Annotated in this window: 14 protein-coding genes; 6 read left to right on the top strand and 8 right to left on the bottom strand. The window is 31.9% G+C overall.

Annotated elements, in window-relative coordinates:
• Positions 1-80 precede the first annotated feature (80 nt).
• Positions 81-524 (top strand): YtoQ family protein, encoded by a 444-nt coding sequence (locus tag LQ679_RS04360; RefSeq protein ID WP_206166415.1) that lies wholly within the window; start codon positions 81-83, stop codon positions 522-524.
• Between the two features lie 51 nt (positions 525-575).
• Here LQ679_RS04360 and LQ679_RS04355 read toward each other — a convergent pair whose 3' ends face one another.
• Together LQ679_RS04355 and LQ679_RS04350 are read right to left on the bottom strand one after the other, a co-directional pair.
• On the bottom strand, positions 576-1,037 hold the full coding sequence (locus LQ679_RS04355; protein ID WP_037589302.1) for a threonine/serine exporter family protein: 462 nt from the start codon (positions 1,035-1,037) through the stop codon (positions 576-578).
• Positions 1,038-1,047: 10 nt separating this feature from the next.
• Positions 1,048-1,806, bottom strand: a complete 759-nt coding sequence (locus LQ679_RS04350; RefSeq protein ID WP_037589303.1) for a threonine/serine exporter family protein — start codon at positions 1,804-1,806, stop codon at positions 1,048-1,050.
• 229 nt (positions 1,807-2,035) lie between these two features.
• Between LQ679_RS04350 and LQ679_RS04345 the strand changes: the two genes are divergently transcribed.
• Positions 2,036-2,476: a MarR family winged helix-turn-helix transcriptional regulator gene (locus tag LQ679_RS04345; protein ID WP_126476710.1), complete on the top strand. Its 441-nt coding sequence runs from the start codon at positions 2,036-2,038 to the stop codon at positions 2,474-2,476.
• Positions 2,477-2,520: 44 nt separating this feature from the next.
• On the opposite strand, the gene LQ679_RS04340 is transcribed toward LQ679_RS04345, so the two are convergent.
• The 4 genes from LQ679_RS04340 to LQ679_RS04325 form a co-directional block, all read right to left on the bottom strand.
• On the bottom strand, positions 2,521-3,090 hold the full coding sequence (locus tag LQ679_RS04340; RefSeq protein ID WP_159315805.1) for a DNA-3-methyladenine glycosylase I: 570 nt from the start codon (positions 3,088-3,090) through the stop codon (positions 2,521-2,523).
• Positions 3,091-3,100: 10 nt separating this feature from the next.
• Positions 3,101-3,586, bottom strand: coding sequence for a DUF1648 domain-containing protein (locus LQ679_RS04335; protein WP_239762145.1), 486 nt, complete (start codon positions 3,584-3,586; stop codon positions 3,101-3,103).
• 87 nt (positions 3,587-3,673) lie between these two features.
• Positions 3,674-4,888, bottom strand: a complete 1,215-nt coding sequence (locus tag LQ679_RS04330) for a NupC/NupG family nucleoside CNT transporter (RefSeq protein ID WP_025905003.1) — start codon at positions 4,886-4,888, stop codon at positions 3,674-3,676.
• Between the two features lie 181 nt (positions 4,889-5,069).
• Entirely contained in the window at positions 5,070-5,279 is a 210-nt protein-coding gene (locus LQ679_RS04325; protein ID WP_025905002.1) for a hypothetical protein, read from the bottom strand.
• A gap of 202 nt (positions 5,280-5,481) precedes the next feature.
• Between LQ679_RS04325 and LQ679_RS04320 the strand changes: the two genes are divergently transcribed.
• The 3 genes from LQ679_RS04320 (at position 5,482) to LQ679_RS04310 (ending at position 8,926) form a co-directional block, all read left to right on the top strand.
• Positions 5,482-6,312, top strand: a complete 831-nt coding sequence (locus tag LQ679_RS04320) for an aldo/keto reductase (protein WP_239762144.1) — start codon at positions 5,482-5,484, stop codon at positions 6,310-6,312.
• 49 nt (positions 6,313-6,361) lie between these two features.
• Positions 6,362-7,294: an aldo/keto reductase gene (locus LQ679_RS04315; RefSeq protein ID WP_204258138.1), complete on the top strand. Its 933-nt coding sequence runs from the start codon at positions 6,362-6,364 to the stop codon at positions 7,292-7,294.
• A 591-nt stretch (positions 7,295-7,885) separates the two neighbouring features.
• Positions 7,886-8,926, top strand: a complete 1,041-nt coding sequence (locus tag LQ679_RS04310; protein ID WP_037589371.1) for an NAD(P)/FAD-dependent oxidoreductase — start codon at positions 7,886-7,888, stop codon at positions 8,924-8,926.
• Between the two features lie 77 nt (positions 8,927-9,003).
• Here LQ679_RS04310 and LQ679_RS04305 read toward each other — a convergent pair whose 3' ends face one another.
• Positions 9,004-9,906 (bottom strand): helix-turn-helix transcriptional regulator, encoded by a 903-nt coding sequence (locus tag LQ679_RS04305; protein WP_191836278.1) that lies wholly within the window; start codon positions 9,904-9,906, stop codon positions 9,004-9,006.
• A gap of 302 nt (positions 9,907-10,208) precedes the next feature.
• On the bottom strand, positions 10,209-11,570 hold the full coding sequence (glpT, locus tag LQ679_RS04300) for a glycerol-3-phosphate transporter (RefSeq protein WP_239762141.1): 1,362 nt from the start codon (positions 11,568-11,570) through the stop codon (positions 10,209-10,211).
• A gap of 186 nt (positions 11,571-11,756) precedes the next feature.
• Between glpT and LQ679_RS04295 the strand changes: the two genes are divergently transcribed.
• The gene (locus tag LQ679_RS04295) at positions 11,757-12,338 is read left to right on the top strand and encodes a TetR/AcrR family transcriptional regulator (RefSeq protein WP_159315832.1); all 582 of its coding nucleotides are present in this window, start codon (positions 11,757-11,759) and stop codon (positions 12,336-12,338) included.
• The last annotated feature ends 1 nt before the right edge of the window (position 12,339 follow it).

Raw genomic sequence — 12,339 nt, 5'->3', positions numbered from 1 at the left:
TATTTATATTTTTCTAATCATATCAAAGAAAGCGATTGATTTAAATATGTTAAACTAATAAAAAAGGAGTGAATATTCGTATGACAAATTTAACGATTTATTTAGCAGGACAAATTCATGATAATTGGAGAGAAGAAATCACTCAGAAAGCTGAACAGCATAATTTACCGTTAACGTTTGTTGGTCCGCAAACCAACCATGATCGTTCTGATAATATTGGTGAATCTATTTTAGGTGAACAACCTAATAATTATTATAAAGATCAAGCCGCTTCTGATATTAATAATTTCCGTACGCAAGTGTTAATGAATAAAGCAGATGTTGTCATTGCATTATTTGGTGAAAAATATAAACAATGGAATACGGCAATGGATGCTTCTACGGCGATTGCTTTAAACAAGCCGTTAATAATTATACGACCAACTGACTTAATTCACCCACTTAAAGAGTTATCTAACAAAGCAAATGTCACTGTTGAGACAGTAGACCAAGCATTAGAAGTCCTTAAATATATTTACGAATAAAAATAAAAGGTTATGACGCTTATTAATGACAATACATGCGTGATAACCTTTTTATTTAACTTTATTTAATTGTCGATGTTTCTTAAATTTATAGTAAACTTTCGATAATAAATCTGCTATGAGCAACCCAAGTGCTATTGAACTTGAGATAAGCGCAACTTTTATCATCGTAATTAATGCTTCATGATAATCATTTAATATTAAATTTTTAATCGCTTCATAGGCTGTGCCCCCAGGTACAAGTGGTATGATACCAGGAATAATAAAGAGAATAACTGGTGAGAAGAATTTTCTACTCATGATATGTCCTGCCACACCTATAAACAAACCGCCAATAAATGAAGATTGTACGTCAGAACCATTGACTATCATACCCGTTTGAAAAGCAACCCACCCGATGGCACCAACGATACCAGCCGGGGTTAATAAATATTTAGGTGAATTAAATAATAAAGCAAAAAAGAAAGCCGTACCAAAACTAAATACAATGTTTAATATTATCGTAATAACCATAATTCACCTCTTATGAGAATATTAACAACACAATACCTACACCGACACCAATGGCAATAGAAGTAAAAGTTGCTTCTAATCCTTTAGATATGCCAACCAATAATTGTCCTAAAAATAAATCTTGAATCGCATTCGTTATGAGTACACCTGGGACAATCGGCATAACTGCAGATATAATCGCAATATTTAAAGCATCTCCACCAAATAACATTTGATTATAAATAGCGATTAATGCGATGACACTTGCGGCAATAATTTCTGCTATAAATTTAACACGTGTCCATGAATGAAGGATTTCTACTATAGAATAACCTATTGCACCACCAATAAATGTAGCGATGATATCTTCTTTATGTCCGCTAAATAAATATAGGAAGAAAATTGAAATGAAACCTGCAGCAATCATTTTAAACGGTAACGAGTATGGTAATGGAGATTTATGTATAGTACGAATACGTTTCAATGCTTCTTCAGCAGATATTTGCCCTTTATCTAACATTCTAGAAATATTATTTACTCGGTGGATATTACCTAAATTAGTATCTCGTTTACTAACTCTATAAACTCTAATATTATCATCAATATCTAAAGCGAAATTTATAATCGTTGAACTGACATAACATTGATTATTCGGATACCCTAATCGTTTAGCCATTCTATACATCGTATCTTCAACTCTAAAAGCCTCCGATCCCGCTTCTAACAATACTAAACCAGCATTCATCACAATTTCTTGAACTAAAGATTTAGGATAACGTTGTTGATTCATATACTATACACCTCACTTTATCTTTATATCTATAATAGAATATCAAAAATAACATTACAATTTAACTTTTCCTTCAAAAAAATTCTAATTTATATTTATATTATAACTGAGATTTTCCAAAACTGAATTGAGCGCGATAATTTTTGCTATTTTATGAACATTTCGTAAATAGCTTGACTTTGTTTTCATTTCATAATAGGCTTAATTTTGACGTAAGGAGGATAATGAAATGGATATACCACCAATCAACAAACAACTTGGATTCATGTTATATGTTGCGTCAAAAGAGCTTATAAAAAAATATACACCGATATTGAAGAAATATAACCTAACATATACAGGTTATATCGTTCTTGTAGCTATAGATAAAAACGAAGTAATCAATATTAAAACTTTAGGCGACAGACTATACTTAGATTCTGGGACTTTAACACCGTTATTAAAGAAACTTGAAGAAAAAGGATTCGTTAATCGTGAAAGAGCGATTAATGACGAAAGAAACTTACGTGTTTCTCTTACTGAATCAGGTGTCGAAACACAAGGTCAAATCTTAGAGGAAATTTATAAAACATTCAAAGGTTTGAACATGGATACCGAGCAATTTAACGAATTAAGAGATTCAGTAGAATCATTTATTCAAACAAATCTTAATAATGACAAAGATGCATAATTTTGAAATAACATAAAGGGTTAGGACAAGCTTTAATGATTGTCCTAACCCTTTTTATTTCTATTATAACTGTGATATGGACAGGTGATGAGATGGTCATCTATAATACCAATGCTTTGTAAAAAAGAATACATAATTTTAGGTCCAACAAATTTGAATCCTAATTTTTTTAAGTCTTTACTTAGTTTAATAGAAAGCTCCGTTTCTGCCGGTACTTCTGACATGTCATGCCATTCATTTATAATTGGCTCGTCGTCTACATATGACCAAAGAAAATCAGCAAAGCTACCATATGTTTGTTGTATTTCTTGAACTAATAATGCATTACTCTTTACGGATTTTATCTTACCTATATGTTTAATGACATTATATTCAGTTTTAATGCTTTCTAATTCTTCATCTGTTAACGCTGCGCATCGATCAATGTTAAATTGTTTAAAAGCTGCTTGATAGGCTTCACGCTTTTGAATAACCGTTTCCCATGACAGACCAGCTTGCGCACCTTCTAATGATAACATTTCAAAGATGTAATCATCATTTTTATTAATTCTACACCATTCATCTTCGTGATATTTTTTCATTAAATCACTACTTGGCCAAGTACATTCAGACATTTATCTTCACTCATTTCGTATTTTCATTTTTATCTAACATATGATTTCGAGCAATAAATATGATAATCGTCAAGCCTAACACACTTAAAATAATAATCGATTCCCAAACACCCAATTTAAAAGGCATACCAAGTGCCGTATACAAGTCTTTAATGACGAGAAATGTAAATAATGCCATCATTTCAAATTTAATAAAGTAAATTAATAATTTAGCATTTTCTATTTGGGCTTTATTTGGTTGACCATAAAGTGATGGAACATGTATGTATTTATCTAACTTTGGATTGCTGACTAAATAATGAAGCATAAGCCATATCAATAATCCTAATACAGGCATAAAGAATATAAAAGTCTTAGTCGACCATGCATCTGCATCTCCTGCAAAATTATAATGACTCGGAATTTTGTCAGGTAAATCGGCATAGTTAATCATAATTAATATAATAGAAATTAACCACAAAACAATACTCGATATATCTAATACTTTTTTGAGCATGATATATCCCCCTTTATTAAAAAAAGCAACAAGTACATTAAATGTGCTTGTTGCTTTTAAATTTAACTTTAAAAGTGTTGATTCAACTTACCAAGCAAATAATCCAACGAATGCTGCTGTTAACAGTGATACTAATATACCTGATAACAACATCATTGGTACATATTTAGATACGAAATTAGATACATCTTCTTTGACGATACCTTTCAAAGTACCTATTATCATACCAATAGTAGAGAAATTAGCAAATGATACTAAGAATGTACTAATTACTGCTGCTCTATGTGTTGAATATTCACTTATTTCTTTACTAATCGTGCTCATGACAACAAATTCATTTGTTACAATCTTAAGTGCCATTTGTTGAGCAACTACCCATGCTTCTCCAACTGGCATACCAAGTAAAATTGCAAATGGGAACATGAAGATTCCGAGAATATACTCTAATCTTATGTTTGGTAAATATGGAATTGGATCCATAATACCTAGTAATTTATTGATCAAGTCTGCAATCGCAACAAATGCGATAACAAATGCGATAATGATTAATACAAGTTTACCTGCATTGATAACTGAATCCCCTAAGAATGAGAAGAATGGCTGTTTTTCCCCTTCGTCTATCTCAGCCACGACATCATCTTCTGGGTCTAAATCAAATGGATTTAAAATTGTTGTTACAATAATCGCATTAATGATGTTTAATGGTATTGCCGTTAATACATATTCTCCTGGTATCATTGTGACATACGCACCAACAATTGCCCCTGATACAGAACTCATAGACATCATTGCAAGCGTAAGTACTCTGACTTTATTCATAGATGTTAATTGTTTAGATGAAACTGCTAATGCTTCCGTATTTCCTAAGAACATCATTTCAATTGAGAAGAATGATTCAAATTTAGGTTGTCTTGTTACTTTTGAAATAACCCAACCTAACATTGAAATAAATTTCGGTAAAATACCTAAATACATTAAAATATCAAATACTGGTACAACTAGTAAAATTGGTAGTAACGCTGAAACTGCCATATCCATTTTCCCTGGTCCTGGTGCTGTAAAGCTACCAAATGCAAATCCAATTCCCGAAAAAGCAGATTCTAAAAGCCATGATACGCCGTCAGCCGCACCTTTAACGAATCTCGCCCCGAAAGAAAATTGTGTGAAGAACCATGCTAATACTAAGTTAATAACAATTAGTATTAAGACTGATTTCCAATCAACATTCTTTTTGTCTCTAGAAAAAAGAAAAGCGACACCAATGAATACCAACAAACCAATTATGTTGATGATTAAAAACATTGTTTATTGTCCACCCTTTTCGTTTAATTAAAAGCACCATTATTATAACATGCAACGTAAAAGTATGTTACTACATTTTTACATACTATTTACGATTTCTATATAAATAAAAAAACGAACAAACCATAAAGGCTTATTCGTCGAATTTTCAATCATATACATTTTTACTCGTTAAATTTAATTATTTAGAAAATTGATCAAATTGATTAATAGATTGATCACATTTCATACTGATAGCTAAATATACGATATAACCAGAAACCAGTACCATGATTAAAGCATAAACTGTTAATACATAAATATTAGAAATAATTGCTGTATTAAACAGTACCAACATGAGTATCATGATTGCATCTATAATGCTTAATGATATGACACATACACGCTCCATTTTAACCCTTCTTTTCTCAATAATATGACTCTAGCTATTAGCTACTTATCTTGCGCAATGAGATACATCTTACTACATTAACTATATGAATTCAATACGTTTTACAAAAATATTTATAAGCTGATTATTCCTATCTACAAAAAGAGGTATGATATAGTTTAAAAGTGTACAGTCATTATATTTATATAGGAGGCATTTTATCATGGAAAATTATCATTTAAATGATGGACAAGTGTTACCGCAAGTAGGATTTGGTACGTATAAATTAAACGGATCATCAGGTGTTCATGCAATCGTAAATGCATTAAACAACGGATATCGCATATTAGATACTGCATATAATTACGAAAATGAAGGTACTGTCGGAAAAGCGATACAAGAAAGCCATGTTAGTCGTGATCAAATTATCGTAACATCAAAGCTACCTGGTCGTTATCATAGTTATGATCAAGCCATTACTGCTATACAAGAATCGATTTATCGATTAGGTCTAGAATATATTGACTTATATTTAATTCACTGGCCAAACCCTAAACAAGGCAAATATGTAGAAGCTTGGAAAGCACTCATAGACGCACAGAAACTTGGCCTTATTAAATCTATTGGTGTATGTAATTTCTTAGAAGAACATATTGATACATTAGAAAAAGAAACTGGCGTACTACCTGCAGTTAACCAAATAGAATTACATCCTTATTTCAACCAAAAAAATGTACTCGAATATCATCAAGAAAAAGGTATTATAATAGAAGCTTGGAGTCCATTAGGTCGCGCTTCAGAAGTTATAAACGATAAAGAAATTGGTAAAATCGCTGAAAAATATAATAAAACAATTCCGCAAATCATTTTAAAATGGCACGTTCAAAATGGTATTGTTCCAATTCCAAAATCAACATCTAATACTAGACAACTACAAAATTTAGATGTGTTTGATTTCTATTTAGAATCAGAAGATTTACACGCAATCGATGCATTAACAAAAGCTGATGGACGTCTTAAAGATCAAGATCCAGCAACTTATGAAGAATTTTAATTCAAACTTATTCAAATTTAAAACAAACAATGAGAAAAGGATGATTGAAATGGCAAATCGCGTAAAATTAGGTAAATCAAATATTGAAGTTAATCCAATTGGTTTAGGAACAAATGCTGTTGGCGGTCATAATTTATATCCAAACCTTGATGAAGAACAAGGTAAAAATGTTGTAAGAGCTGCCCTAGACAATGGTGTTAATTTATTAGATACTGCTTTCATTTATGGTCCAGGAAGATCAGAAGAACTTGTCGGAGAAGTCGTTAAAGAATACAATCGCGAAGATGTCGTGATTGCTACTAAAGGCGCTCACTACTTTGACGGTGATGATACGAAATTATCAAACGACCCTGAATTTTTAAAAGAACAAGTTGAAAACAGCCTTAAAAGATTACAAACTGACTATATCGATTTATATTATATTCACTTCCCAGATGACGAAACACCTAAAGACGAAGCAGTTGCAGCTTTACAAGGATTAAAAGATGCTGGAAAAATTAAAGCAATCGGTGTTTCTAACTTCACATTAGAACAACTGAAAGAAGCTAATAAAAATGGTAATGTAGATGTTATTCAACATGAATATAATTTATTAAATCGTGAGAATGAACACATCTTGGAATATACAGCAGAACATGATATTACATTTATTCCATACTTCCCATTAGCTGCAGGATTATTAGCTGGCAAATATGATGAAAATACAACGTTTGATGACTTAAGAGCAGAAAAACCTGAATTCCAAGGTGAAGCTTTTAAAGAAAATCTTAAAAAAGTAGACAAACTTAGAGAAATCGCACAAGAGCATGGCGTAGACGTAGCACATATTGTGTTAGCATATTACTTAACAAAACCATCATTAGATGTGATCATACCTGGCGCTAAACGAGGCGAACAAGTTATCGACAACTTAAAAACATTAGAAGTGAACTTAACAGAAGAGAACATTCAACTTATCGAATCACTCTTCCCAATCGCATAAGTATGATAAGAAGGCTGAGACATGAAAATTGTCTCAGCCTTTCATTATGTATGAGTGTGCTAATTTTCATTTTGCGGAATTGTGGTAATTAGAACGCTGTAACTTCCATTTTTCTGAATTGTGGTAGTTAGAATCGGCTAGCTACCATTATTCGGAATTCTGGTAGTTAGGTGAGCGCTCTCTTACGGACACTTCTCAGAATTATGTCCCTAACAACCTCTCTTACGGACACTTCTCGGAATTCTGTCCCTAACGACCCCTCTTACGGACATTTCTCGGAATTCTGTCCCTAACGACACCTCTTACGGACACTTCTCAGAATTATGTCCCTAACAACCTCTCTTACGGACATTTCTCGGAATTCTGTCCCTAACACGACTCATTTTTTCGACAATACTCAAATACATCCTCACTATCACCCCCGATTCACACAAATATTCTCGCCCATTTTTTATTCATCTAAAAATATTTTACATATGTATTTAAATTAAAAAAATTATGCCAATTCCGTCATTGATATTGATTATCATTTGCAAATATAGGATAATAATCGTAAGTTGAAATAATTAGGAGGAATCATGACTGATGAATATTACAGACGTTACGATTATCGGCGGGGGTCCAGCGGGATTATTTGCAAGTTTCTATTCCGGGTTAAGAGGAATGAGTGTTAGAATAGTTGATTTCCAAAATAAATTAGGCGGTAAAATGCATGTCTACCCTGAAAAAGTCATTTGGGATATAGGGGCTCTTGCGCCAAAACCTTGTTATGAAGTTATTCAAGATTTAGTTCAACAAGGCTTACATTTCGGTCCAGAAGTGTGCTTAGAAGAAAAAGTTATTGATATTAAAAAAGTTGAAGAACAACATTTTATTATATATACAGAAAAAGGTCATGAGTATCATTCAAAATCTGTCATTATTGCTGTTGGTAGTGGCATTATCAAACCATTAACTTTAGATATTGAAGGTGCTGAGCGTTTTGAATTATCTAATTTAAATTATGTTGTACAGTCAATTCAGAAGTTTAAAGACAAACACATATTAATTTCGGGAGCGGGAAACTCTGCATTAGATTGGGCTTGTGATTTATCAGAATATGCGAAAAGTGTTACGCTTTGCTACAGAAAAGAAGAAATTTCTGGCCATGAGCATATGAAACAATTATTAGATAAACTTGATATTTCTAAGAAACCAAGTATGGTTATTAAACAACTTAACAGTGACCCTGATAAACCAGTTATTACAGAAGTTGTTTTAGAACATGTTGATACAAAGGAACAAGAAATCATACCTGTTGATGAAGTTATCATTAGTCATGGTTTTGATCGTGAATCAGAATTACTTCATAATGCACAAACTAAAGTTAACTTAGTGAATGAATTCTTTATTGAAGGTTTAGGGAATGCTCAAACTTCAGTACCTGGTATTTTCGGTGCTGGGGATATCCTTAAACATGATGCAAAAGTTCATTTGATTGCTTCTTGTTTCAATGATGCTGCAAATGCTGCAAACTTAGCTAAAAGCTATATCGATCCTGAAGCACAAGCAGGTGGTCGCGTATCGAGCCACAACGACATCTTCAAAGAAAAGAACAAAGAAGTTATTAAAAAATATATCGCACAATCATAATATGAATCATTTACCTTCCAATCTCTTTAACCTTATAAAAGATTGGGAGGTTTTGTTTTGTTAAAATCGCGAAATTTTTATGTACATATCATGCTTGAATAATCCTCTTGAAACTTTTTCAAATAATATTTAACTTCCTCATCTGATAAATCTTGCTCATGATCTACTTCATTAAAAAAGCTTTGTCGCTCAATTTGTACGTGTTTACGTTGTGTCATATCACGATACTTTTTCGGTGTAACACCATAATACAATTTAAAGCAATAAATATAAGACGATACATTATAAAATCCATGTTTTTCTGAAATGTCGATTACTTTTTCTTGTGTATGAATTAAATCATACGTGCTATTTAACAATCTAATGTCCGTTAAATAATCTTTAAAGTTCACACCCATTTGTTCTTTAAATAATTTCGAAAAATATGATTCAGAAATATGATATTTATCGGTGAATGTATTGATCGTTATACGTTCATTATAATGCTCATAAATATAATCTTTAATTTCATCAATTATTGGGTTCATATGCCGATTAACAAGTGGACATTCTTTTGAATAAACCGTCAATCGTTCTCTATAAAATTCTAATATCGTAATAAGTTGCTTCATGATTTTTAAATTGCGATTGTTTTCTTGTATTAAATATAAATCACACAGGCAAATTAAATGGTCTCGTAAAGGGACTAACTTTGTTTGCATACTTACATGCTGATGATATGAAAGTAACTCTGGTATCATCGTTGTTATGATTGACTCATACAGATGAATTTGTACGACGATATTCCCTTCTGATACATCGAGTTTATACCACTCATTATGTTTAACAACAAACGTTTCTCCTTCTTTATATTCTTTACTATGCTCTTTAATCGTGACCATAACACGACCCTTTAATACTACAAAAAAAGAAATACCTATATGATTGCGATATTTAGTAGCAGAATATTTTAGGTATTTGATTTCATATATATTTCTCACAACAAATCTCCTAATTCTTTGATATCTTAATATATTTAATCCAAATTCCAAAAGTAAACATCAAATTACTAATGTAAAAATATTGAATTATAATGACGTTATTATAATTCGAAAACTTAAATCAGTAAATATATAAATTGAAGAAAATCAGATTAAGGTAAATGTTTTAATATTTTGAAAGAATCATACAATTTATTAAGTGAGAATTTATTGAATAGTGTCATTGAATTTCGCGAACGTTTATCATTAAATAGGAAAAGAGACTAAGGTAAAATGCCCTAGTCTCTTTACACTTTATATAATTATGATTTTACAACTTCTTGTCCACGTTTGTTCCAAGTTAAGATGAAACTTAACATTGCTAATACACTAATGATTGTTAATAATAAGAATCCTGAATCCCATCCTAATTTATCAACAGTTAATCCCATAATGATATTAGCCATTACAGCTCCACCTAAATAACCAAACAATCCTGTTAATCCTGCTGCAGTACCTGCTGCTTTTTTAGGTACATAATCTAATGCTTGTAAACCTATCAACATAACAGGTCCGTATATTAAGAAACCGATCGCAACTAATGCGATATTATCTACTAATGGGTTTCCTGCTGGATTTAACCAATATACGATGACAGCGATTGTCACACCTAACATGAATATAAATCCTGCTGGCCCCCTTCTACCCTTGTACACTTTATCCGAAATATAACCACATAATAATGTTCCTGGGATACCTGCCCATTCATATAAGAAGTATGCCCAACCTGATGCATTTAAGTCGAAACCTTTTTCTTCACTTAAATATGTTGGTGCCCAGTCTAACACACCATATCTAACAAAATAAACAAAGATATTTGCGATAGCAATCATCCAAACCCATTTGTTATTCAATACATATTTAAAGAGAATATCTTTTGTTGTAAGCTCTACTTCTAACGTTTTCTGCTCTTTATTAGGGTAATCATTTCGATATTCTTCAATCGGTGGTAATCCCATCGATTGAGGTGTATCCCTAACTAGAACGTATGAAATAATCGCAATAATTAACGCGATAATAGCTGGATATATAAATGCACCTTCAAATCCTTTTAAATAACCAAATGACAATGTTCCTGTAATTGAAATACCAAGCAAGGCAATCGGTGCCATCAACCCGCCACCAACATTATGCGCGACATTCCAAATAGCTGTCTTACCTCCACGTTCACTAACGCTGTACCAATGTACAAGCACTCTTCCAGATGGTGGCCATCCCATACCTTGGAACCAACCATTTAAGAAAAGCATAATAAACATGATAAATACACTAGATGTTAAGACCGGTATAAAACCCATCAATAAATTAACGATTGCCGTTAATACTAAACCTAATGTTAAAAATATTCTTGCGTTACTCCGGTCACTCACTGTACCCATAATAAATTTACTAAAACCGTATGCAATTGAAATAGCTGATAAAGCAAATCCTAATTCCGTCTTACTAAAGCCTTCATCGATCAATGCAGGCATTGCAAGTGAAAAGTTTTTCCTTAATAAATAGTAACCAGCATAACCAAGAAATATCCCTATAAAGACTTGTAGTCTCAATTTCTTATATGTATCATCTACCTGTTCACTTGGTAGAGGATCTATATGTTTCGCTGGCTTCAAGAAATTCGCCATACTCTTACCTCCTATTATTAATTTTTTGTAAAGAATGTAAAGATTTTGTAAAATGCAATTTATAATTTCATCATATGTATTGCAAACGTTAATGTCAATGCATTTTTATATTTTTATTATTTAATATATTTTATTTTTCAAACTTTTATTTAACACAGGTGTATTAAAATATGTTAGACTTCTACTATGCCAAAAATTATTAATCATAAAGAAAAAAAAGAACAAATTATTCAATATGCCTTTCAGTCAATTGTTGAAAATGGTGCAAAGGGATCTACGGTTAGACAAATTGCTAAACTCGCACAAATGACACCGGGACAAATTAGATATTATTTTCCAAGTCATTCAGAATTACTCAGTGCCGTTATGTCTGAAGTAGAACTAAAGGTAAGAAGGAGAATCGAATCAATACTCACGTCTGATAACCAAGATACAATTGATAAAGTAAAAGCATGTTTACTCGCCGTTTTACCGTTAGATGAAGAAAGATTAGCTGATATGGAAGTATGGATGGCCTTTCGATATGACATCCATGAATACGGACAGAGTACTTTAGATGATGGATTAGATGAACTATGTGTAACGGTATTAACAATTTTAGAACGCGATCACTTATTAAAAAACAACATCAATATACATCTTAATTCAATGAGACTTCACGCATTAATTGATGGATTAGCACTACATAAATTGTTAAATCCAGAACAGACCTCTAATGAAGATATTGAAGCAATTGTATTTGAAGAAATTTCAAAGCTTACAAAATAAA

Origin of the sequence: Mammaliicoccus sp. I-M35 (genome assembly GCF_022386455.1) — a bacterium.
GTDB lineage: Bacteria > Bacillota > Bacilli > Staphylococcales > Staphylococcaceae > Mammaliicoccus > Mammaliicoccus sciuri_A.
Note: the sequence above shows the minus strand (reverse complement) of the source record. Positions and strands in the feature narration are given on the sequence as shown.

Coding starts and splice junctions, on each gene's coding strand:
- LQ679_RS04335 (WP_239762145.1), bottom strand. CDS start 3,586: ATGCTCAAAAAAGTATTAGATATATCGAGTATTGTTTTGTGGTTAATT.
- LQ679_RS04350 (WP_037589303.1), bottom strand. CDS start 1,806: ATGAATCAACAACGTTATCCTAAATCTTTAGTTCAAGAAATTGTGATG.
- LQ679_RS04315 (WP_204258138.1), top strand. CDS start 6,362: ATGGCAAATCGCGTAAAATTAGGTAAATCAAATATTGAAGTTAATCCA.
- LQ679_RS04330 (WP_025905003.1), bottom strand. CDS start 4,888: ATGTTTTTAATCATCAACATAATTGGTTTGTTGGTATTCATTGGTGTC.
- LQ679_RS04340 (WP_159315805.1), bottom strand. CDS start 3,090: ATGTCTGAATGTACTTGGCCAAGTAGTGATTTAATGAAAAAATATCAC.
- LQ679_RS04295 (WP_159315832.1), top strand. CDS start 11,757: ATGCCAAAAATTATTAATCATAAAGAAAAAAAAGAACAAATTATTCAA.
- LQ679_RS04355 (WP_037589302.1), bottom strand. CDS start 1,037: ATGGTTATTACGATAATATTAAACATTGTATTTAGTTTTGGTACGGCT.
- LQ679_RS04325 (WP_025905002.1), bottom strand. CDS start 5,279: ATGGAGCGTGTATGTGTCATATCATTAAGCATTATAGATGCAATCATG.
- LQ679_RS04320 (WP_239762144.1), top strand. CDS start 5,482: ATGGAAAATTATCATTTAAATGATGGACAAGTGTTACCGCAAGTAGGA.
- glpT (WP_239762141.1), bottom strand. CDS start 11,570: ATGGCGAATTTCTTGAAGCCAGCGAAACATATAGATCCTCTACCAAGT.
- LQ679_RS04345 (WP_126476710.1), top strand. CDS start 2,036: ATGGATATACCACCAATCAACAAACAACTTGGATTCATGTTATATGTT.
- LQ679_RS04360 (WP_206166415.1), top strand. CDS start 81: ATGACAAATTTAACGATTTATTTAGCAGGACAAATTCATGATAATTGG.